Source organism: Paenibacillus sp. IHB B 3084, from assembly GCF_001447315.1.
In the GTDB taxonomy this organism is placed as follows: domain Bacteria; phylum Bacillota; class Bacilli; order Paenibacillales; family Paenibacillaceae; genus Paenibacillus.
This window is the reverse complement of the sequence record NZ_CP013203.1, coordinates 3804599-3827114: the sequence shown is the minus strand read 5'-3', so window position 1 is coordinate 3827114 and position 22516 is coordinate 3804599. Positions and strand designations below refer to the sequence as shown.

General features: G+C 48.0%; 17 protein-coding genes and 4 pseudogenes. 7 read left to right on the top strand and 14 right to left on the bottom strand.

What is annotated here, in order from left to right:
• Nucleotides 1-56 precede the first annotated feature (56 nt).
• Nucleotides 57-1010 (top strand): annotated as a pseudogene (locus tag ASL14_RS29330) (CPBP family intramembrane glutamic endopeptidase); the annotation flags it as partial.
• A 225-nt stretch (nt 1011-1235) separates the two neighbouring features.
• Here ASL14_RS29330 and uvrC read toward each other — a convergent pair.
• From uvrC to ASL14_RS17905, 4 genes and pseudogenes are all read right to left on the bottom strand, one after another.
• Nucleotides 1236-3324: pseudogene (gene uvrC / locus ASL14_RS17920) on the bottom strand (excinuclease ABC subunit UvrC).
• Nucleotides 3325-3479: 155 nt separating this feature from the next.
• Entirely contained in the window at nt 3480-3797 is a 318-nt protein-coding gene (trxA, locus tag ASL14_RS17915) for a thioredoxin (protein ID WP_010347861.1), read from the bottom strand.
• Between the two features lie 125 nt (nt 3798-3922).
• A complete protein-coding gene (dnaI, locus tag ASL14_RS17910; protein WP_134912868.1) occupies nt 3923-4870 on the bottom strand; it encodes a primosomal protein DnaI in 948 nt (315 codons plus the stop codon).
• Between the two features lie 313 nt (nt 4871-5183).
• Nucleotides 5184-6700: pseudogene (locus tag ASL14_RS17905) on the bottom strand (helicase DnaB).
• Nucleotides 6701-7047: 347 nt separating this feature from the next.
• On the opposite strand from ASL14_RS17905, the gene hemQ reads away from it, so the two are divergent.
• Nucleotides 7048-7827, top strand: a complete 780-nt coding sequence (gene hemQ / locus ASL14_RS17900; protein ID WP_134912866.1) for a hydrogen peroxide-dependent heme synthase — start codon at nt 7048-7050, stop codon at nt 7825-7827.
• A gap of 126 nt (nt 7828-7953) precedes the next feature.
• Here hemQ and ASL14_RS17895 read toward each other — a convergent pair whose 3' ends face one another.
• The 4 genes from ASL14_RS17895 to ASL14_RS17880 all read right to left on the bottom strand — a co-directional run bounded on the left by ASL14_RS17895 (nt 7954) and on the right by ASL14_RS17880 (nt 12435).
• The gene (locus ASL14_RS17895; protein WP_134912864.1) at nt 7954-9120 is read right to left on the bottom strand and encodes an ABC transporter permease; all 1167 of its coding nucleotides are present in this window, start codon (nt 9118-9120) and stop codon (nt 7954-7956) included.
• Nucleotides 9117-10454 carry an HlyD family secretion protein gene (locus tag ASL14_RS17890; protein ID WP_134912862.1) on the bottom strand — a complete coding sequence of 446 codons (1338 nt, stop codon included), beginning with the start codon at nt 10452-10454 and terminating at the stop codon, nt 9117-9119. Before ASL14_RS17890 ends, ASL14_RS17895 begins: the two co-directional genes overlap by 4 nt.
• Before the next feature lie 116 nt (nt 10455-10570).
• A complete protein-coding gene (locus ASL14_RS17885; protein ID WP_134912860.1) occupies nt 10571-11077 on the bottom strand; it encodes a MarR family winged helix-turn-helix transcriptional regulator in 507 nt (168 codons plus the stop codon).
• Between the two features lie 167 nt (nt 11078-11244).
• Nucleotides 11245-12435 (bottom strand): NAD(P)/FAD-dependent oxidoreductase, encoded by a 1191-nt coding sequence (locus ASL14_RS17880; protein WP_134912857.1) that lies wholly within the window; start codon nt 12433-12435, stop codon nt 11245-11247.
• Nucleotides 12436-12679: 244 nt separating this feature from the next.
• Between ASL14_RS17880 and ASL14_RS17875 the strand changes: the two genes are divergently transcribed.
• Complete coding sequence (locus ASL14_RS17875) at nt 12680-13684, top strand: NAD(P)/FAD-dependent oxidoreductase (RefSeq protein WP_134912855.1); 1005 nt, start codon at nt 12680-12682, stop codon at nt 13682-13684.
• Nucleotides 13685-13844: 160 nt separating this feature from the next.
• On the opposite strand, the gene ASL14_RS17870 is transcribed toward ASL14_RS17875, so the two are convergent.
• A complete protein-coding gene (locus ASL14_RS17870) occupies nt 13845-13988 on the bottom strand; it encodes a sporulation histidine kinase inhibitor Sda (RefSeq protein ID WP_007431918.1) in 144 nt (47 codons plus the stop codon).
• A 281-nt stretch (nt 13989-14269) separates the two neighbouring features.
• Nucleotides 14270-14926: a YheC/YheD family protein gene (locus ASL14_RS17865; protein ID WP_134914566.1), complete on the bottom strand. Its 657-nt coding sequence runs from the start codon at nt 14924-14926 to the stop codon at nt 14270-14272.
• Nucleotides 14927-15147: 221 nt separating this feature from the next.
• Here ASL14_RS17865 and ASL14_RS29325 point away from each other — a divergent pair.
• A pseudogene (locus tag ASL14_RS29325) lies at nt 15148-16694 on the top strand (Ppx/GppA phosphatase family protein).
• On the opposite strand, the gene ppk1 reads toward ASL14_RS29325, so the two are convergent.
• A complete protein-coding gene (gene ppk1 / locus ASL14_RS17855) occupies nt 16654-18768 on the bottom strand; it encodes a polyphosphate kinase 1 (protein WP_134912853.1) in 2115 nt (704 codons plus the stop codon). The pseudogene ASL14_RS29325 and the gene ppk1 sit on opposite strands and share 41 nt — an antisense overlap.
• Before the next feature lie 306 nt (nt 18769-19074).
• On the opposite strand from ppk1, the gene ASL14_RS17850 reads away from it, so the two are divergent.
• From ASL14_RS17850 to ASL14_RS17840, 3 genes are all read left to right on the top strand, one after another.
• Nucleotides 19075-19320 carry a hypothetical protein gene (locus ASL14_RS17850; RefSeq protein WP_134912850.1) on the top strand — a complete coding sequence of 82 codons (246 nt, stop codon included), beginning with the start codon at nt 19075-19077 and terminating at the stop codon, nt 19318-19320.
• 260 nt (nt 19321-19580) lie between these two features.
• On the top strand, nt 19581-20240 hold the full coding sequence (locus ASL14_RS17845; RefSeq protein WP_134914565.1) for a futalosine hydrolase: 660 nt from the start codon (nt 19581-19583) through the stop codon (nt 20238-20240).
• Complete coding sequence (locus ASL14_RS17840) at nt 20241-21095, top strand: 1,4-dihydroxy-6-naphtoate synthase (RefSeq protein ID WP_134912848.1); 855 nt, start codon at nt 20241-20243, stop codon at nt 21093-21095. It begins immediately after the preceding gene.
• 151 nt (nt 21096-21246) lie between these two features.
• Here ASL14_RS17840 and ASL14_RS17835 read toward each other — a convergent pair whose 3' ends face one another.
• From ASL14_RS17835 to ASL14_RS17825, 3 genes are all read right to left on the bottom strand, one after another.
• A complete protein-coding gene (locus tag ASL14_RS17835) occupies nt 21247-21561 on the bottom strand; it encodes a hypothetical protein (protein ID WP_013311820.1) in 315 nt (104 codons plus the stop codon).
• Between the two features lie 312 nt (nt 21562-21873).
• Nucleotides 21874-22164 (bottom strand): hypothetical protein, encoded by a 291-nt coding sequence (locus ASL14_RS17830; RefSeq protein WP_134912846.1) that lies wholly within the window; start codon nt 22162-22164, stop codon nt 21874-21876.
• Between the two features lie 6 nt (nt 22165-22170).
• Complete coding sequence (locus ASL14_RS17825) at nt 22171-22509, bottom strand: hypothetical protein (protein WP_134912844.1); 339 nt, start codon at nt 22507-22509, stop codon at nt 22171-22173.
• Nucleotides 22510-22516: the final 7 nt, after the last annotated feature.

Sequence of the window (22516 nt, the reverse complement as noted above, 5' to 3'; positions counted from 1 at the left end):
ATATTTCTACGGATGAGCAGGCACGTAGCAGGCTTGTACGCGCAGCCGAAGGAGACATGACGCTGGAAGCAAAGGAGCAGGCAGCGGCAGCCTGGGTAAAACGCTTTGGCTTTAAACCATCGGACTTGAAGCTTGCGACATCCGAAGGCGAGGGCGGTTTGAAGTACACCGTAAACGACAAAAAAATCGGCTCCTCTGTGCTTACGCTGGCGTTTACGTTTGAAGACGGAAATGTTCGCTCGTTTACACAGAGCTTTTCCGCCCCATCGTCCTATACGGATTATGTCAAAAAGCAAACGTACTGGGCTAACTGGATGACCTACGCAGGCTATGCTTTATTTAGCTTGGTGTTAGGCATACTTGGCATCGTATACGCCTCACTCACACGACGCCACACTTCCTTTGTACGGGGCATTGTGCTGTCCATTGTATATTTTGCTGCCAGTATGGCAGGGACATTTAACATGCTTCCTATACTGCAAGCAGAAGCAGGCGGTCGGGGAGCGCTTATATTTCTTATGATTTTGCAAATTTTTATTACTTTCGTAATGGCCGTATCGCTCTACTTCTCCTTGGTTGGCGGTGACGGGCTGATGCGCAAGGTTGGGCTGAATGCCTGGCCACGCGCCAAAGAGCCGGGCTACGGGCTGTATGTGCTTCGCAGTATGTATGTGGGCTACTTGTGGGCCTTTATTTTACTCGGTGTACAATCCATTTTGTTCTTTGTGCTGGAGCGTACGTTTAATACGTTCTCCACAACAGATGCCACACAATCTCCTTACAACATGGCCTATCCATGGTTACTGCCGATTATGGCATGGATGGCAGGCATTGGAGAGGAAGCCGTATACCGTCTGTTTGGTATCCCGATGGTGAAAAAGATGGTGAGAAATACTTTTGTTGCCTGTCTGATTACCACGCTGATTTGGGCATTGGGGCACACACTGTATCCAATCTATCCGGTCATTTCCAGACCTATCGAGCTGACCTTCCTTGGATTGCTGTTCAGTTTTGTATTTCTGCGTTACGGCTTTATTGCCGCCATGTTCAGCCACGTTATTTTTGACAGCATTCTGATGGGTCTTAGCGTGATGAGTCTGGGAGACACGGTAAACCTGACCGCAGGTTTGTTCTGGATCGTATTGCCGGCCATTGTGGGCTACATCATTTACTGGTTTAGTCCAAAGAAGCCAAATCGAGTCATGTTTGAGCCCATAAAAAAGAAGAGCCGTATTCTACGACTCCTCCTCCCGAAGGGCAGCTATAATCTGACGCGCAAGCTTATCACCAATAGAGAGAGGCCGGAAGTCATCGACGCTGGCCTCTCTTATTTTTTTAAGCGAACCAAATGCTTTAGCAGCAGCTTACGCCGCTTCTCGCCAATTCCCGGAATCGAGTCCAAACGAGAGGTTACCATGGATTTGCCCCGTTGCTCACGATGGAATGTAATGGCGAATCGGTGAACCTCATCCTGAATCCGTTGCAGCAGGTAAAATTCTTCACTGTTGCGGGCCAGTGTCACGGCCTCGGGAGAATCCCCCACCAGTAGTTGAGAGGTTCTGTGCTTGGCATCCTTCACCAGACCACACACAGGAATGAACAAACCCAGTTCATTCTCCAGCACATCCACAGCGGCCTTAATCTGTCCGCGTCCACCATCGACGACGATCAAATTCGGACGCTCCAGATTTTCCTTGAGCACACGTTCATATCGACGCCGAATGACCTCACGCATCGTTTCATAATCATCCGGCCCCTGCACCGAACGGATTTTATATTTACGGTATTCCTTCTTGGCAGGCTTGCCATCAATGAACACAATCATTGCCGAGACTGGATCGGACCCCTGTATATTGGAGTTATCAAACGCCTCCACGCGATGCAGGCTATCCAGCCCAATCGCACGCCCCAGATTGCTTGCAGCCTTGAATGTCCGTTCCTCGTCCCGTTCAATCAGCTTAAACTTCTCATCCAAAGCGACCCGTGCATTTTCCGTAGCCATCCCTGTCATTTGCTTTTTCAGTCCACGCTGAGGCACCAGTACCTTTACATCCAGCCATTCAGCCAGAGCTAGAGCCGCCGTAGCTGGTTCCTCCAGCCCGCCTGACAGTTGGGTTTCAGTATGGTCTCGATCCGTTGCTTCTCCATAAGAAGCACGCTCTTCGGCCACCAGCAGTGCATCCGCGGAACGCTCGAACGGCTGCTCTTCATTGGGCACATCCGATAATGTCCCTGCTTCTTGTACAGCATTGTTACTGGTCTGTGCGGTTTCCTCGGTTGTTGCAGTGTGAGAAACAGCTTCCGTCACAGCCGATTGACCGACATCCCCCTGTTCCGCCTGCTTCATCAGCTTCGGTGTATCCGGCAGCAATATTTCCTGCGGCACCGCCGGGTTATCACTATAATATTGCGTCACATAGGACATAAAGTCGCTGTAGGCCTCGCCGTAAAAGGAAACGTAGACATATGCCGCTCGATCATTTTACCTTTACGAACATATAAGATCTGCACACACATCCAGCCCTTGTCTACCGAAAATCCGAATACATCGCGGTCCTTCGCATCGGCTGTCGTGATCTTCTGCTTTTCCATCATCGCGTCAATGCTGATAATCTGGTCACGTAGCTCCTTGGCACGCTCAAAGTACAGCTCCTCTGCAGCCTCCTGCATTTTGCGTTGAAGATCCTTTTTGATTTCCTCATGCCCGCCACTCAAAAAAGAACCGATCTCCTGACCAATCTGTTCATACGTTTCCTTCTCAACCTCTTTCACACAAGGGCCCAGGCATTGATGCATATGATAATAAAGGCACACTTCCTTCGGCATCACACCGCACTTGCGTAACGGATACATGCGGTCCAGCAGCTTCTTCGTCTGATGTGCCGCGTAGGAATTAGGATAAGGGCCAAAATATTTTGCTTTATCTTTCAGAACGCGCCGGGTCACCTCTAACTTGGGGTGCTCCTCGTTCGTAATTTTCAAATACGGAAAAGTTTTGTCATCCTTCAACAGCACGTTATAGCGCGGCTGATGCTTTTTAATCAGGTTGCACTCCAGAATGAGCGCCTCCATATTACTGCCCGTAACAATATATTCAAAATCACGGATATCGGAAACCAGTCTTTGCGTCTTGCCGTTATGGCTACCTGTAAAATAGGAACGAACCCGGTTTTTCAGCACTTTGGCCTTGCCGACATAAATGATGGTGCCCTCGCTGTTCTTCATCAAGTAACAGCCCGATGCATCCGGCAGCAACGCTAATTTGTGCCGTATGTTCTCCAGCGCCTTCTCCTGATTCCGCAAGTCCTCCGCATAAGATTCCATTCGCCCGGTTCCTCCTTCCATTCTTAAATGACTTCGACTACTATATAATATACTGGAATAATACACAAAAACGCCCCCGGTATTTACAACCGGAGGCATTGACCGTTCATGCCCGCTCCCCAAGCCCCCGCAGGAGCATGGGTCACATGCGATGATTACTGGTGTTTGGTAAGCATGCTTTTCAGTGCTTCTTTGGAGTTCAGACCCACCACTTTATCAACGGGCTGTCCGTCTTTGAAGACGATCAGGGTAGGAATGCTCATAACGCCGAAACGGGAAGCAGACTCTGGATTTTCATCCACGTTCACTTTCGCGATTTTGACGCTGTCGCCAACTTCTGTGGAGAGATCCTCCAGAATAGGAGCGATCATTTTGCAAGGACCGCACCATGGCGCCCAAAAATCAACTAAAACGGTTCCTGTACCTTCGACTTCTGCGTTGAAGGATTGGTCGGACACGTTAACAATTGCCATTGTATGTTCCTCCTTTATAGAAAAGTCAAGATTATTATAACCTGTAATTTCTTTTTTGACACCTTTTAATTATATCACAATAGTTTTTTAATTGTAAGATATCAAAATAGCAAATTGATTTACAATTATCCTCGCTGATTTTTCCCTTTAACGGTAATAACATCTACAAAAGGGCGAATCCGGTCCATCAAACGCTGTCCCTTGTACAATTCCTCACCGTCCTTGCTCGTAAAGCTCAGATGCTTCTCCAGCCCTTGCAACGAATAATTCGAAGTATAAAAGGTAGGTTTGCGGTTCATTCGATAATTTAAAATCGAGCCCATCACATGATCCCGTACCCATGGACTCAAATTTTCGGCTCCAATGTCGTCAAATACGAGCAGATCACAATTTTTAAGCATTTCAGTCGTTTCCTTCAGCTTCTGCCCTTCCTGAATCATGGACTTTAAGTCCTCCACAAAATCAGGCATATACACAATCACACCGTTCAGTCCGGACAAGGCCAGCTCGTGCAGCAGATATCCCATTAAAAAGGTCTTACCCGTACCAAACGTACCTTCCAGGTAGAGTCCTTTTTTGGATAGGCCCTGGCTTTTCGTTTCTTCGATGTAACGGAATAGCTGTGTGACTGCGGGCATACGTTGTGCATCCTTACGTGCAATCTCAAGGGCATTATAGCCTTCCAAGAGCGCACGCTCATCCACATAAAAGCTTTTAATCCGCTGACGCACCCGCTGTTCGTGCTGTGAAGCTACCAGTTTGGCGCAAGGAGTACGGATGTCCACCATTTCGGCTGTACCATTTGGGTATTCTACGCCCAGCTTGCAAAAATGTCCCTGAAAATCGTTAGGACACTGTTCGAGTCCCGGACAATTGTCGCAATTTCGACGATCCCGGGCATACTGAAAAAGCATACTCATGTTTAATCGCAGTTGTGTTTCGTCAATATCGGGATGCGCAGCACAAAAATCCTGCACCAGCGGATCATTGAGAACCTGATCGGCCACATTGCGCGTGCGCTGGCGAAACGAAGGGTTCTGCATCTGCTGTAGCAAATCGCCCAGTGATTCCAAGAACGCTCCTCCTTTCTAAAATGTGCAGAGTTATGGAGGGGAGAGAGACGCTTCGCGGATGGATCATTCTTACGATCGCTGTTGCCACCGGATTTTTTCTATTGGAATAGAAATTAAAGGTAAAAATCCGGTGACAAAGGCGAACGCTAGCGCTTCTCCAGAACGATTCCATCCGCTTCGCTGCCGACCGCCATAAAGTCGACACATATTTGAATTGGCTTCGCTTAATATTCTTTTATAGTACCTAATTAGTTTTGGCTTAAAACCAAAGTGTTAGTTTTAAGCCAAAACAATTTGAGCGTAGAGCCGTGCACTATACCTTTTTCTGTTTACCGGATTGCATTCGTTCGGCTAGGCGCAGCAGTTCATCCAGTTCTTCCTCGGATACGGATTCCTCGGAGGGGTGATCCTGTACGATGGGAATGGATGGCTTGGATGGGCCGTTGTTTTTGGCATATGAACGGGAACGGCCGCCGGAAGGAGAAGCAGCAGACTGCTTGCCTTTTACCTTGGCTTGATCACGTATATATTGAACAGCCTTTTCGTAGGTACTTACCTGCTTTAACAGCATATTGGAAGCGACAGCCTCGACAAAGTTGCGGTTAATCCGCTGATCGCTTCCTGATACCAGCAGGGACATTAAATAATGGATAAGTACATTGATGACTTCACCGGGCAGCTTGTAGCTGATATCAATCTTTTCGAATATATCCAGCAGGTTACCGGGAACCGTGCCGGGGAAAAAGGTTTGCAGCAAACGACGATAAGGCTCGTTGCGCAGCATCATATTATATTGGTGAATGTCGCATTTGGCTGTGAACTGTGGTGGAACCTCCACATAGAATTCCATCTCCACGGCTTGCTCCGCAGGAGGCTCTTCCGGAATGGCAGCTTCTCTCTGACGCAGGGCAACCACTTTCGCGGCCTGCACCTGCTGTTCCTCCTGTCGCTTCCGATCCTGTCTGGAATGCTGGCTTGCCCGAAGCTGAAGCTCGTCCAGCAACAAATCGCCTGCTTCGGTAAAAATGCCGTCCTCATCCAGCAAGCGGCTGATGTCCTGTACAGATAAGTCGAATTTGCGAACAACGTAATTGACCATGCCTAGCTGCTCGTGCTCAAAACGCAGACGCTCCACATGCTTGCGGTTGACGGATTCGCGCGGAAAACGGAGAATGATGTCCGCATAATTCAGCCCTTCCTCCGACTCTGCGGCCAAAGCCCCATTGTGACGGCCCGAAGACACCTCGGACAGCGCCTGCTCCAACTCGTAATCAATGACATGGGTGTTCAGCTCAAATAACTCGTAAAACGGAATAGATATATTCTCTTTATTATAGGAAGATTGCGACCATTCCGCAGATTCGCTGCTCCACAGCGATTCTCGCAGAGAAAGCACCGCAAACTTGCCAATTTTGTCTCTCAACAAAAGAGTAAGATGCTGCGTCCTAAAAAATCGGCAGGCGCAAGCGGTGGCTGCATCTCATATTCATACATATAGTCGTCCGTTTCCGGTGCATACAGCCTGGACGTCTGCAACAGACCGACAGCCTCCAGCTTGGAGGTCTGTTCAATTAGATACTTGCGTCCCTTCTCGCTTGGCTCCAGCCCTAGTGTCAGAAAAAGACGACGCTGCTGCTCCAGCGGCGAATAACCGATCTGTCCGGCTGGCACATGCTGGAACAATAGCCGATACAGGCTGACCGCAAATGCGCCTACCATCGGCTGATAGACGCTTCCCAGCATCAATTCATCCAGTGCGCTCAAGCCGAATTCCCGATAAACGCAGTAGCGGTGGTTCTCAGTATAGTGCAGCAGGTTTTTCATCCGCATTCCAACATTCTTCCTTTCCTGACATAACGGTCTCCAAGATGTTTTTCTATTCTATCATACTTGACCCCAGCTGAGACCAGCAAAATAAGTCCAATTGTCCTCCTTTTTGGCAGCCTCATTCGTCCGTGTTCCCCTTTTTTCGAGAATACTAACTATTTTACGACTTGTGACCTGCATCACGGAAAAAATAAAATTCTTCACATTTCTTTCATTGGTGAAAATCCTTTATTTGGGCTACAATATAATAGTTAAGCATTACACATTCTTTATTCGCAGGACATACTTAAAACGCACATGTTTCGGCCATGCCGATGATTATTTACAGATTTGAAAAAGGAGTGACCATTGTGAACCAACATCAACCTCAACAACCCCCATCAACGCCAAATGAAGTAGCATCCACGCTGGAAGGCTGGTATGCACTTCACGATTTCCGATCCATCAACTGGACGGCATGGAAAACAGCAGACGATGAAGAACGCGCCGGAGCGCTGGACGAGCTTCAAGAGTTTATGAAGGAATGGAGCGTTACCGAGGAAGCGGGTCTGGGCAGCTCTGCCGTATATACTGTAATCGGACAAAAGGCTGATTTTGTTATGTTACATCTACGCGAAACGCTGGAAGACCTCAACAAACTCGAAAATGAGTTTAACAAAACCACCTTTGCCAAATATACGACTAAAACCTACTCTTACGTGAGTGTGGTGGAGCTGAGCAACTATTTGAGCAAAGAAGAAGATCCGATGCAAAATCCGCAAATTGTTTCACGCCTGAAGCCTGTTTTGAACAAGGCTCGTTATATTTGCTTCTATCCGATGAACAAAAAACGCGATCTGGACGACAACTGGTACATGCTTTCGATGGATGAGCGCCGCACTCTGATGCGCAGTCACGGTTTGATCGGACGCAGCTATGCTGGCAGAGTGAAGCAAATCATTTCCGGTTCTATCGGCTTCGACGATTGGGAATGGGGTGTCACGCTGTTCGCCGACGACGCACTTCAATTTAAAAAGCTGATCTACGAAATGCGTTTTGACGAAGTCAGCGCCCGTTACGGCGAGTTCGGCTCCTTCTATGTCGGCAGCGTCCTGAACGAAGAAACATTTGAAAACATGTTAAAGCTATAAAACGACCAAGGATTTCGTGAACTCCCGCTTTAGGGACTGCGGAATCCTTTTTTATATATGCTGCAAAGCCGCACAAGATGAGAAAAGGCCCCCTCACAGGCGCCTGAAAAATCATATTCTTTGATATTAGTGTAACACAGGTTCAACCATTAACACTGCATCCTTGCTTTTTGCCAGCTTTCTTTTCTCCAGAGCAATCAGAATAAAGATCAGAAGCAACAAAGCACTTAACAGGATCAAAAATCCTCCAACCTCAGGAATGAAATACTTCAAGCCTCCGCCCTTGAATCCCATCCCTCTCAAAAACTTGAAATGCCAGGTCAATGGAAGAATATTACTAATATATTGCAGCGATGTAGGCAGCATAGCTACTGGCAATTGAGCACCGCTCAGCAAGAACGAAGGCAATATAATCAGCATGAGACGCGGAGAGGCTTTTCCCGGGTTCGCCGCATTCCACCCCAAAGCCATCGCAAACAAGCCTAGACTAATCGTGTACAGTAGAAACGGAATACTGATCTCCCATACATTCGCTTCAAACCGAAGTCCGCCGATCTGCTTGAGCAAACCAATGGATAAGTAAAAGGACACACATCCTACTAACGCATACGGTAGCACCCTTAGAATCAAACCGTACGAATGCTGTAGCTCCTCTTTTAATCTGCCTTGCTCCCGCAAGCGTGGGACAATGGTCAGTGCAGCAGCACCAATCAGTGAAATCATGACAGTATTGATGAATCCCATAACCGAGGTCATTAAAGTAGCATTGGTGGGATTATACAGCAGACGCTGCTGGAGTAGCATGTTGGAAGTAAGTCCTGTTACCTGGCTATCACTCATCCCCATGCCCTTTAGTCCACCACCAGCCAGTATTGCATTTTCCGTGGCAAAGATCTCTGTGACCGCCGAGCGCAGATTCCCAGTGGCCTGACCTACCGTGTTATCTATATAAAAGCCGATGTTGCTCTGAACTCCCTTAAGCCTATTTTCCTCCAGACCTGCCGGAAGATAAATCACTGCAAAAAACTTTTCATTATATAGGAGTAAATTCGGATCGGCTTCATTCTCTTGTACATAACGTACGTCAATATACTGGGATGCATCCAATTTATTAATAAGCTGTCGGCTATAATTGCTATGATCTAAATCGACTACAGCGACAGATGCATCATTCAGCTGATTATTTTTGAAAACAAACCCGAAGGCTACCGCCACAAGAATCGGGACGAGCAGCAGTACGAACACCATCCTGCCGCTGACCAATAGCTTCCATTCTTCTATAAACGCCTTCATTTCGTCACAACCTCTATCGTCATTCCAGGTAATAATTCAGATGTTCGCGGGACATCTACCCGCACCTGAAAGGAACTTATATCCGACAAACCTTTATCCCGGCTCATTCTCATGTTGGTATATTGCGGAGCAGAGGTAACGTATCTCACCTTGCCTTGGATATCTTTGTCTAAAGCAACGACGTGCGAAGTCACATTTCCCCCTGCTTTAAATTGCGAAATGGAATCCTCATCCACATAAATATCGTAGTATAGCTGGTTGGTTTCAATAACGACGCCCGTTGCCCCCGTAGCAACGATTTCTCCCATCTTGGGTACAATGCGGGACACTTTACCGTCTGTAGATGCCTTCAGCACCATACGTCCACGCTGCAATTCCAAGGTTTTGAGTTGAACGCTTAATGCCTGCTTTTGTTGAGCCAGAAGATCTACATTGTATTCACTATTCTTAACATCTTTTCGCGTTTGCGAGGTTTGATTCAGGGCTTCCTTAGCCTTTTCTGTTTTGATACGAGCCTGCTGACGTTCCTCAGCGGTTGCACCTGCCTCCATTTTGTCCAAAGCGGTTTGCTGCTGGGCGATACCATTTCGAGTAATGTCAGATTGCTTGCTGGCGGCATTAATCTGATTGTTCGCAATCTCAACCTGATCCTTAGCCGTAGCTAACGCAATTTGGGCATTATCCAGTTGATTTTTGGCATTATCCAGTTCTGCTTTGGTTCCGGCACCGGCATCGTACAACGCTTGGACACGGTTGTAATTCACTTTGGCCAAGTCAAGAGACTCTTGCCTGGATGCTACTGTTTTTTGTGCAATCTCCGCATTTGTTTTGGCTGTCTCCACTCCTGTCAGAGCTGCATCCAACGATTGCTGTGCTGCTTCAATCGCCAGCTTTTGTTTTTGAATGTCCTCTACACGTGTACCTTGGTTTAATAAGGATTCTCCGGCCTGCGCAGCCTGAATATCCAATTGTCCCTGCTTTTCTGAATTTGAAATTTTCTCTGACTGATTTTGCAGTCCGTCTTTAGCCTGCTTTATTTTCACATCAGCCTGCGCGATATCTGTTTTTAATTTCTCAATTTGCAGGTCCAGGTCCACAGGATCGAGGGTCATGAGCACATCTCCTTTTTTCACTTGTTGTTCCTCCTTCACCTCAATGGTGTTCACTCTTCCCCCTACGCCCTGAAAAGCAACATTTACGGTATCTGTGGTAAGCAGTGTGTTCTTTTGTTGGGCTGCCATACTCACAGCATCCTTGCCGCTCATTGCCATCAGCGTACCTCCAGTACCTAATGCGACAACCAGTAGAACGTACACGATGATTTTTTTATTCATTGCAATAAACTCTCCTTCATGATGATTTAGCGAATGATAAGCGGAAAATGATTGTTTAAAAAAACAAGTACGCAACCTGATAGTACGACGTCTAACTATCGGCCTCGGGAAAGGTATTATTCCCGTTTTATTCTATCCAGACCTGTGGAAAGCTTCTGTAGCATCCCAGCGAAGTGAACATGATCTTCCTTCGTAAATTCCTTCAATAAATCCGAAAAAAGCTGAATGAACATCGGAATTCTTTCCGTCATTAACTGTCTTCCTTCCTCAGTCAAGTAGATCGCAGTCATACGGCGATCTACCAGCGTACTTCTTCGGATGATACCGTCACGTTCCAGCTTGTCGATTACACTGGTTACGGTTGAACGTGTAACTCCTGAATATTCGGCCAGTTCAGATGGAGTCAACGCACGTTCATGCAGATACAGCGGAATTAAAATTTTCAGACTTCCAATCGATAGTCCATATTCGGACAGTCTGGAGGACACACCATTGTATACTTCATGAGCTGTCTGAATGAAAAGCGCTAGCGTACTCAACGATTGGGGGTCCACATGTGGAAATTTTTCTGCCAATAAATTTATCTTTTTGGGATCACTCTTGAAGTTAAAATCAGAATACAACGTGAAGGCCCCCCTCTGTAATTAATATCCACACTATACGTCGCCGTATAGTTATGTGTCAATACCCTTTTTAGGGGTACATTAAATAAAAAAGATTTCCAAGCTCCCTGGCCAGGAGTCATGGAAACCTTCTCAATGCATAGGATTTTTTGATGTCATGTTCAAGTTTAGAAAAACCGTCCCTTTTTCAGCACCAGCGGAATCCCGCCAATGATGAACAGATAGCGGATATCCACAATTTTTTTCAGCTGTGCGGCAATCCAGCCCTTTATTTTGCGATTGCCCACGACCGCGACAGCCTCCCCTTTTCCAAGAGAAGCAACCGTGCCTTTGTTGGAAAACACGAACTTGTGCAGCTCCTTTTTCCGTAGCGTAGCTGCTAAATTCTTCGCACAGAGTACCCCTTGCTGCATCGCAATTTGAGCTGTCGGCGGATATGGGCGTCCTTCGCGATTAAACATTAAAGAACTGTCCCCGATAATAAAAATGTCCTCATGACCCGGTGCACGCAGAAAATCGTCGATCTTCACACGTCCACGCATCACTTCAAATCCGGCTTTCTCGATCAGACCGTTACCACGAATACCTCCAGTCCACACGACCGTGCAAGCTTCGATTTTCTCACCCTCACCGACAATGACGCCATCCTCAAGACATTCCTTAATAGGAACACCGATGCGGAAGGTGACGCCCTTGCGCTTGAGAACATCCATCGCGTATTCTACCAGCTCCGGATCGAAGCCCGGTAATGCCGTAGGAGCCGCCTCGACGTTAATAATTTGAATCCTGTTAAAATCAATATCATAGGCTCTTGCCAATTGCGGCAGACGATCCGCCAGCTCCGCTACGAATTCAATCCCGCTAAAGCCCGCCCCTCCGACTACAAAATTTAGCCGTCCGGGGTTCCCGTCATTTTTATACAGGGCAAGCTGGTATTCGACATGCTCACGGATCAAGCGGACCGAGTTAATACTTCGAATCGTAAGCGCGAACTTATCCATCCCCTGAATACCGAAGGTTTCCGGTTCCCCGCCCAATCCGATTACCAGATAATCGTAGGATAGCGATCCATCCTCCAGCACGATTTTTTTCTCCTTAGGTATGATTTCCTTAACCGTCCCTTTGATTAGATCCACCTTGAACTCATCGATCAGCTGCGAAATCGGAATCCGTGAATGCTCAATCGTATCTGTACCCGCCGCAGGCATGTGGAGATGCGTTGTTATATAGTGGTAATCATGGCGATTAACCAGCGTGACATCTGCCTCGTTGTGCTTGAGTTCCTTTTGCAATTGCTGAGCCGTCAAAATACCGCCATACCCGGCGCCCACAATGACAATTTTGGGAACACTGCTCATGCTTCTACCCCTTCCGGTTTACGTAATCAGTGATTATTCACAGCTTTGCTCTCAAAACGGCTAATTTATACACGCCGGATAACCTTCATTAAAATATTAATCACTTAAACTTTCCAAGCGGAACCCGGCAGTTTATAATGATAAACAGTGAATCATGCGTTCGGGCGCTTTCTTAACCTCTATGCGGCTGATTCTACATTCAATATCCATTATCCATACTATCCCTTTCGGAGGTGTTTTTAGAGTGACAGTTCAATCCACAGGTGGGGAACTCCGCGATCTGATTATCATCGGAGGCGGCCCAGCCGGTATTTTCGCTGCTTTCTACGGGGGAATGCGTCAGGCATCCGTCACCTTAATTGAAAGTATGCCCCAACTCGGGGGCCAGCTTGCAGCCCTTTATCCTGAAAAATATATTTATGACGTCGCTGGCTTTCCTAAAGTGACTGCACAGGAACTAGTCAACAATCTGGTTCAGCAGATGAACCACTTTAACCCAGAAGTACAGTTAGAAGAGAAGGTCGTATCCTTAGAGAAAAAGGAAGAACGCCACTTCATCGTCAAAACAGATAAAGGCGGCGAGTATCACGGAAAAGCGGTCATCATTACCGCTGGCGTGGGTGCTTTCGAGCCGCGCAGACTGGAACTGCCGGGCGCAAATCGTTTTGAAAAAACGAACCTCCATTACTTTGTCAGCGACCTGAGCAAATTTGCAGGCCGGAAAGTGCTGATCAGCGGCGGCGGCGACTCTGCGGTAGACTGGGCGCTCATGCTGGAACCGATTGCAGAACAGGTTACATTGATTCACCGCCGCGACAAGTTCCGTGCGCATGAACACAGTGTAGAAAACCTCCTCGCTTCCAAAGTAAACGTCGTTACACCGACTGAAATTACAGAGCTGCACGGGGAAGACTCGATTACGAAGGTTACCCTTGCTCATGTAAAAACCAAAGAAACTCAGGAAATCGAAGTGGACGATGTGATCGTTAACTTTGGATTTGTATCCACTCTCGGCCCGATTGCCGAATGGGGAATCGAAATCGAAAGTAACTCCATCGTGGTCGATTCCCGTCAGGAAACGAATATTCCCGGCATTTTCGCCGCTGGGGACATTACGACCTATCCAGGCAAGCTCAAGCTGATTGCTGTCGGCTTCGGTGAAGCGCCTACGGCCGTCAACAACGCCAAGGTTTATGTTGACCCGGACGCCAAGCTGTCCCCGGGTCACAGCAGTAACATGAAACTGTAGTCTATTCTAGACTATGACAAAAAAGGGTATTTTACTCCAAATTTGAATCGTTGGAGTGAAATACCCTTTTCTACGGTGTGCCTATTCGTTGCAGTGATTGTCCGTAAAGTCATTCGAACCCTGAATGACTTCACAGTCGCAGTACGAGAGCTTGTCCGGTCTAATGAAGGACTACGGCTGTATTCATCTCTAAGTTTCTTTTGTGAATCTCAGCCAGCAACAGTGCAATGAAGTCACATTCAAGTTTAAGCTCGATTGCCATCTGATAGGAATCCAAAAGCATTTCATCCGTCAGCATAGCCATCCTCGACACAACCTTTCCTTTTATTTCAAAATCTATTCTATCAAAATACCAAAAACGGAACAAGCGTTCTGTTATCCACAGCATGTTGTGGAAATCCTGTGTATAAATTGTTGGTAAGTGTCGTTAACCCATATATGTGACAGGGGATAATGTGGACAATACTTATACACAGGGTTTTGACGCTTCTAAATAAAAAAATATTTTTATAGTTTACACATATATATTATATTTACAATCTAATAAATTGAAATTAATGGAGGTTAATTTAAGAAATTCAACGATTATTGGGGTCTTGTGTTTACCTCCAAAATCCATATCCGTCCATTCGGATCAAGCCCATAATCAAATCCCAATTGTCCAATTCCCGGAAATCTGCCCTCCAGTACAGGAATACACCGCTGTGTAAGATTAACCATTTCACGTCGCTTTCGGGCAGCTACCCGACGGGGATAAATCATCCGAAGCGCATTCATTCCCTTCATCAGAGTTCCCCCTTTGCAGAGGTTCGTAATAACCAGTCCGGGGCGAGCATGACGTGCGACCACCGACCGGAAACCCCATCTCTGGCCCACCTTCACCACTTTTACCCGATAGTCAACCGGTCTGCCCTGAATAGTGGCCAACCTAATACCCTGCTGAATCAAATACGGACGCTGGAGCCGGAGCTTTCCGATTCCGACAGCAAGCGCTCGAAAGCTACTAAACCGGTATGTGCGTTCCATGCGCGTGCAGGTGTATTCCCTGCGTTCCTTAGCCACACGAATAACTCCGATTCCACCGCCGCCCTTCACGGGCTTTATGAATACAAGGCCATACCGCCTTAGCATCATGCGCAACTGTTCCTCGTTATAAAGACTGGTTTCCGGTATATAAACGGCGGTATGTGGATGGTGCAACAGCGCCTTCGTCTTTAACCATTTGCTTGCAAGTTGTCTCATCATACCCTTTCTCCTTTCGCCGTCAGGTATACTTATACATACTCAACAGCAACTAACCATTCTTGGATGATAGTCCAAGGTTCAAGTCCATTTGGGCAAGATCCCTGCCAACGGTAGCATGCACCTGATATCACTGGTACAATGACAATAATCTGACTACCATTTGCACGGAGTAGCGAAATTTACGGGCAAATCGTTTTTTTCGACAAGGAGGTCATACCATGAACAGCAAAATCGGCATCATGGACATTGGATCAAACTCCATTCGTCTAGTAATTTATGAAATGACAGAGACAGGCGCCTACCGGATTGTGCAGGAATGTAAGGAGGCCGCACGCCTGAGCGAGAAGGTTGGGGCGAATGGTCGTATGGAACGGGAGGCCGTTCGGAGCATCGCTCCATTGCTGAATCAATTTTTGACGGTATGCCGTATGCACGGGGTCATTCGTATGCGCGCAGCAGCTACGGCCGCCATCCGCAATGCGGCGAATTCAGATGAAATTGTCCAATGGATCGCTGAGGATACGGGCTTAACGCTGGAAATACTGAGCGGAGAGCAGGAGGGCTATGCGGGCTTTCTGGGCGTGGTAAATACAATGAATGTGAGCGATGGGATTATTATAGATATTGGGGGCGGCAGCACCGAAATTACGCTGTTCCGCAAGCGGCAGCGGCTTCATACCGTATCGTTTCCTTTTGGCGCGGTCAACATGAATTGGCGCTTTGGTCGGGAAGTCAGGAACGGTGAATGGTCCCCCAGCAAATTGAGGAGATGGAGAGCTTCGTCCGTTCTTCGCTGCAAAACCATGATTGGATCTTTTCCAATCCGGGCCTGCCGTTCATCGGTCTGGGCGGTACCTTGCGTACCTTGGCTAAAATCAATCAGAAGCGGCGGGATTACTCGTTGCCCGTGACACACCATTACGAAATGACGACAGAAGATGTCAATTATTTTTATGTCAGTCTGCCCCATCTCTCCTATGAAAAACGCAAAAAAACAGCCGGCCTGTCCAAAGACAGAGCCGACATTATTGTACCGGGACTAATTATATTGAAAGCGATATTCGAGGCCGCTCAAGGCTCCACCTATTTGGTCAGCGGAGCGGGCTTGCGTGACGGACTATTTCATGAGCTGGTCAATACCGAACAGCCTGTGGTCGACAATCCACTCATCGCTTCTATCCGCAATATACTTTCATTCGCTGTTCCGGTTAGCGAAGCGCACGTCAAACGGGTGAACGAGTACGCTGTCCGACTTTATGACGAACTCGTTGACATATGGACTGACGTGTCATCCTCAGCGATGGACAAACGTTTGCTGCTGACCGCCGCAACACTGTACAAAACCGGAGCGGCCTTGAACTACTACCATTTCCGGCAGCATTCCGTGTTCTGGATTCTACATGCAGGCATCGGCGGTCTGTCCCATCGTGAAACGGTGCTTGCCGCGCTGATTGCGGACTACCATCCCAAGAATCGGACGCCTCGCCTGTTGCGCACACATGCCGACATTCTGGAGTCTTCCGACGAGGCGCGTGTACATCGACTCGGCTCGCTGCTCCAGCTTGCGATTGGCATGGATCGGAGCGAATCCGGCATTATCACCAGCATCAATCCCGCCACAGGAGACGATGCACTGCATCTTCGTCTGGAGAGCACGGGTGAACCAATTCTGGAACAGCGGGAACTGGAGGCTGTCGCCAAGGATTTTCAAAAAGCATGGAACCTTACGTTGTCATGGTCCATTCTTCCTTCTTCCAATTTCTAACCTTCATGGCTTCGGATTGGCTCCGCATAGGGGCCTCTTCGTTGTTTCTGGACACAAACTGATAGCTACCGTTAGGCAGAAGCTGCCGCGCCTTCACATTATCCCTCAAGGACAAATGCAAAATATCCGACAGCATTCCCTTGATCCGGTCATCATAAATCGGGCACATTAGTTCAATCCGACGTGTCAGGTTGCGAGTCATCCAGTCCGCGCTGGACAGGAACAACTCCGAAGCCCCTGCATTTTCAAAATAGAACAGCCTGGAATGCTCCAGAAAGCGATCCACAATACTGATGACGCTGATATTCTCACTGAATCCTTCCACACCGGGACGCAAGCAACAAACCCCTCTAATGATCAGATCAATCTTCACACCCGCCTGAGAAGCTGCATATAGTTCATCAATCATCTCCTGACTGGATAAGGAGTTGATTTTGGCGATAATCCGGGCGGGCTTGCCTGCCAAAGCTTGCTCTGCTTCCCTGCGGATCAGCTCGAACAGCTTATTCTTCATCCCTGTTGGAGCCACCGTGAAAGCCTGCAAGGTCTTGAGCGCGGAAAAGCCTGTAATTTCATTAAACAGTTCGGAAGCATCCTCGCCAAGCACCGGGTCGGATGTGAACAAACCGATATCCGTATACACCCGTGCTGTGCTTTCATTGTAATTGCCTGTGCCCACATGCACGTAGCGCTTGAGCGCGTTACGCTCGTGGCGTACCACGAGAATAATTTTGGCATGCGTCTTCAAGCCGACCAGACCGTACACTACATGACAGCCTGCTTTTTCAAGCTTGCGTGCCCAGGCAATATTACGTGCCTCGTCAAAGCGGGCTTTCAGCTCCACGACCACCGTTACCTGCTTGCCCGATTCAGCCGCACGAGCTAATGCCGGGATCAACTTGGATTCACCGTTGACACGGTACAAAGTCATTTTGATCGCCATCACATCCGGGTCCTCGGACGCTTCAATGATAAAATCAGTTACCGCATCGAATGATTCATACGGATGGTACACGAGCACGTCCCGTTTGCGAAGTACGTTGAAAATATCCTCTTGCGTGGGCAGTTCTTCCGGATACAGTGGTTTGATTGCCGGAAATTTCAAATGCGAATACCCCTCCAAATGATCGGCAAAAGACGACAAAAACGTCAGATCCAACGGCCCGTCCATCTCAAACACATGATCGAACAGCTTGAATTCGCGTTGAAGCTCCATCAGGGCATAGGGATGAATCCCTTTTTCCACTTCCAGTCTTACCGGCGCTCCCCGTCGTCTTCGACGCAGTTCTTTTTCAATCTCTTCGAGCAAATCTTCGATTTCTTCTTCATTAATGGACAAATCGGAATTGCGCGTGACACGAAAGGCTTGAACCGATTCCGGCACATAGCCCGTGAACAGCGTTTGAATATGATGCTTGATCAGTTCCTCAATTAAAATAAATGATTTCTTCTTGCTATTGGAACGTAGCGGCACAGACACGACACGCGGAATATTGGAAGGCACCTGCACGATGGCAAAAAACGGCTTATCCTCCTCCGTATCCCCTTGACGTCTCAATACAACTGCCAAATATACGTATTTATTATGAACCAGTGGAAAGGGACGGCTCTGATCGACCGCCATCGGCGTCAGCACCGGAAATATAATTTCATGAAAGTAGGTATCCAGAGACTTGCGCTGTGTCGCATTCAAGCCCTCATATTCAAGCAGCAAAATCCCCTTTTTCGTCAACAGGCGAGAAATTTCGCGGTAGGTTCGATACTGCTCCGATACCATCGAGACCGTGCGCTTGATCAGCCGTTTGTATAAACCGGAGGGGGTATATCCGGTGAAGTCCTTTTGCATAAAACCGGCCTTGATCTTCTCCCGCGTCTCTGCCACCCGAACAGCCATAAATTCATCCAGATTGCTGGACACAATCGCCAAAAATTTGGCTCTCTCCAGCAACGGTGTATCTGTATCCTGCGCTTCCTGAAGAACACGGCGGTTAAATTCAATCCAGCTTAAATCCCGATTAAAGTAGCGTTCTGACCCAGCTTTATCTTTATCCTTATTCTGACTCTCTATCAACATATGGCCTCCATCAATCATGCAGTATAGTTATGCTTCATTGTACTATTAGATGAAACGCACTAGCATCATAGCTGTGTAAACGCAATGTAAAATGTGTGTAAACGCAGCCTGATGTTGAAAAGGTCACTCGGATACTTTACAAAAATAGCATTAAAGGGTACAGTGTTTACGTCTGTTTCATTGAGGTAAATTGTCGAACCGTACTTTTTTATTGTTTTTTATGTTTATCATGTTGTTACTTACCACATAGCAGCCATGTTCAATTGCTTTATTTTCAAATGGCATCATATAGGGAGGATTTACGTTATGGAACCCAAGAAAACGCCACGCGTACTGCAAAAAAACATTGAATTTTTCACCGCGGCGCTGTCTCAACATCTCGTTTCAGTCTGGCAGGAGGACCCGACGGGCGTATACTGCGAGATTGGCAACGGATATATCGAATTGTTCAGCAGCGAGATGATTCGGGTGCGCAATCAGGATGGGACCCAAAGCCATTATGACCGCAATATCACGATGTTTCAGTTGATCACCAAGGATCAGCCGATATAATTATTATATGCTATGCCTGTACTGTTCTTCCAGATTAGAATTGCTTTTTTACCTTGAAAATAACTAATGTCCAACTGTTACCACTGGGTAATCGTTATTATTTAAGGCAGCGATGCTGCTGGCTTTCGGTTTGTGAAAATATTGCAGGTTTATACAAAAAGCGCCACAGAGCGCTTTTTTTGTCGTTATTTTTTGAACATCGTTTCAAAAAGCAGTATGATGAAGTAGCATATGATCTAAATTTAAAGGGGAATCAACCGATGGAGCATACAACATCAGACGGACGCATCCTGATCATGACCGCGGTTGAGGGCGAACGGGAAGCCGTGCTGCGCGGGCTGAAAGGCGACAGCCGCTTTGCAGTTGAGCTTGCTGGTGTGGGCGCTCCGTCCGCAGCGGCTTCGACAGCGTTGGCACTGGCTGGCGGTGGCTACCGCTTGGTCATCAGCGCCGGAATCGGCGGCAGCTTCGTGGATGTAGCCGCACTGGAGAGCGTCGTCGTCGCTGACGCGATCATCGCCGCCGACCTCGGGGCCGAGACGGCGGAGGGCTTCAGCAGCGTAGACGAGCTGGGCTTCGGCTCCAGCCGAATCGCCGTGAACGGCGCAACCACGCAGCGGCTCGTTCAGGCGCTGCGTGTCGCCGGACAGACAGCCGTCGCCGGGCCGATCCTGACCGTCACGACGGCGACAGGTACGGCGGCTACCGCAGAACGGCTGGCTGCGCGCGTTCCCGGGGCTGCTGCCGAAGCGATGGAAGGCTACGGGGTAGCCGTAGCGGCGAACAAGCTGGAGCTGCCTGTGATGGAAATCCGCACGATTTCCAATGCCGTGGGTCCACGTGACCGCGCAGCCTGGCGGATCAAAGAGGCTTTGCAAGCGTTGGAAGCCGCATTCTCTACATTAACGGAGGTTATATAGATGCAAATTGCTTTTTCACCTTGTCCCAACGACACCTTTGTCTTCCATGCCCTGGCGCATGGCTTGATTCCCGGCGCACCTGAGCTGGACATCACTTTTGCTGATATCGACATCACCAACAATCTGGCGGTAACGCCAAACGGGCTGGATGTCATGAAAATCTCGTATGCCGCGCTCCCTTGGGTGCTGGATGAATACGCCCTGCTGCCTTGCGGTGGCGCTCTCGGCCGGGGCTGCGGACCGCTCGTGCTGACCAAGGAAGACACCACGGCTCAAGGCCCGGAAGCCCTGTCCGGCAAGCGCGTAGCCGTGCCGAGTGAACGCTCCACGGCCTATCTCCTGTTCCGCCTGTGGGCGGCCAAGCATGTGCCGGGAGGGGTCGGCGAAATTGTCGTGATGCCGTTCGACCAGATCATGCCTGCTGTTCGTGACGGACATATGGATGCCGGGCTGGTTATTCACGAGGCACGTTTCACGTATCCATCCTACGGTCTCAGCAAGCAAGTGGATCTGGGCAACTGGTGGGAAGAAGATACGGGTCTCCCGATTCCGCTTGGAGCCATTATTGCCCGCCGTTCTCTGGACCTCGATGCGATCGCAGGCTGGATACACGCCTCTGTCGAGTATGCTTGGAAGCATCCCGAGGCCTCGCGCGAATATGTATTGTCCCATGCACAGGAGCTGTCTCCGGATGTGGCCCAATCGCATATCGACCTGTACGTGAACGACTTTACCGCCAATCTGGGCGACAGTGGATACGCAGCCATCGAAGCACTGCTCGGACGCGCCGCACAGGAAGGACTTGTTCCTTCGTTTGATTTAGCCAAGCTGCGCCTTGCGTCCACCATCCGCTAACGGACCGACATTGCATGATTTCCTGCTGAATAGAGCAGTTTAAACATATAAAACCTCCCGAACGAGCACATTGCCTAGCCATGCGCCCCATTCGGGAGGTTTTATGATTTCATATTGCGAATCATCATTCAGACTCGCCTGATCCTTGTCCTTAGTTCTGTTCCACGACCTCGGTCTTAAACACGTTATCCAATTTGGTACCCAATCTTTTGACCAGTGGCACCTTAATATCCCGGCTCAGCTCCTTGAAAAAAGCGTCCATGTCACAATTAATCTTATCCAACACGACCTTTACGGTGCCCTCTGCTAAGATCTGCTCATTCAGATCTTCCGGTACGGTAACCGAGATATCATACTTCTTGCTTAACGTTTTAATGTAGCGGGTAAAGATTTCGATAAGCTCCTCATTGTTGAACTTCTCGACTGCAACTTGCCCTTTGTTCGTAAATTTCAAATTCACTCTCACGTTAGCATTTCCCCTTTTCCTTTTGACCATTTATTTTGGATAAACGTTGAACCTTACGAGGCTCTTCAAAGAAAGGGCCTTACCGGTCGTTTTAGACTCTTGTCCTTTGATATACTAAGTATAACACATTAAGTCCGTTTTCATTTCCCAACTTGTCGTTTTATGATAAAAAATGATACAATTTACGCATTTTCAGCATTAATTCTTTCTTTTCATGCCAATCATTAGGAAGATTTTATACATAAATACACAAAAAAACGCCTATCTCGCAAAAGAAAGACGTTTCCGTATAGATGCTTATGCAGTATGGATTTACAAAGGTTTTGTACATTCCCAACCATGTGAACGATACTCACGTACCGCATCCCGTACATCCTCAATATCATCGGTGTGCAGCAGAACTGCAGGTAAAATCACCCAGTATTCATTCTCTGCCAGATCAATAAATACATCCTCGACGTCATAATATTGCATATCGCCAAAAGCCGTATCCCTGATTTTCTGTCCGACCAAAGGTGTAAAATGGGAATCAAATGTTTTGATCACCTTCGTATATTCCTTCACGCCCATTGCTGATATCTGCTGTGAAATAATGACGCTCAATGCTGTTTACCTCCCTGACTGATAATGCTCATTATAACCTCTTATCAGGCCTTCTACAAAACCTTGTGCTGCAAAAATAATAAAAATCAACACCCCGATGCCGATCCCAACGGAGCTTAAAATGATAATCAGGATGCCCTGTGTATTACGTTGCTCTATCCGTTTCGTCAAAATGCCGAAGACTAAACCCAGAATAGCCGACAGATTACCAATGACTAAAATACTTAATAGTAGCCCCAATCCTGCAAAAATCCACCCAAACAAAGCAAGCACCCAGCCCTGCGGCTGCGGCTTACTCTGTTTCATCTGCCAGCGTTCCCTCGCTGTAGACGTGTACCTATCCATTCTTTAG

Coding starts and splice junctions, on each gene's coding strand:
- trxA (WP_010347861.1), bottom strand. CDS start 3,797: ATGGCAATTGTTAACGTGTCCGACCAATCCTTCAACGCAGAAGTCGAA.
- ASL14_RS17895 (WP_134912864.1), bottom strand. CDS start 9,120: ATGAAGGCGTTTATAGAAGAATGGAAGCTATTGGTCAGCGGCAGGATG.
- ASL14_RS17890 (WP_134912862.1), bottom strand. CDS start 10,454: ATGAATAAAAAAATCATCGTGTACGTTCTACTGGTTGTCGCATTAGGT.
- ASL14_RS17880 (WP_134912857.1), bottom strand. CDS start 12,435: ATGAGCAGTGTTCCCAAAATTGTCATTGTGGGCGCCGGGTATGGCGGT.
- ASL14_RS17870 (WP_007431918.1), bottom strand. CDS start 13,988: ATGGCTATGCTGACGGATGAAATGCTTTTGGATTCCTATCAGATGGCA.
- ASL14_RS17865 (WP_134914566.1), bottom strand. CDS start 14,926: ATGAGACAACTTGCAAGCAAATGGTTAAAGACGAAGGCGCTGTTGCAC.
- ppk1 (WP_134912853.1), bottom strand. CDS start 18,768: ATGTTGATAGAGAGTCAGAATAAGGATAAAGATAAAGCTGGGTCAGAA.
- ASL14_RS17850 (WP_134912850.1), top strand. CDS start 19,075: ATGGAACCCAAGAAAACGCCACGCGTACTGCAAAAAAACATTGAATTT.
- ASL14_RS17845 (WP_134914565.1), top strand. CDS start 19,581: ATGGAGCATACAACATCAGACGGACGCATCCTGATCATGACCGCGGTT.
- ASL14_RS17840 (WP_134912848.1), top strand. CDS start 20,241: ATGCAAATTGCTTTTTCACCTTGTCCCAACGACACCTTTGTCTTCCAT.
- ASL14_RS17825 (WP_134912844.1), bottom strand. CDS start 22,509: ATGGATAGGTACACGTCTACAGCGAGGGAACGCTGGCAGATGAAACAG.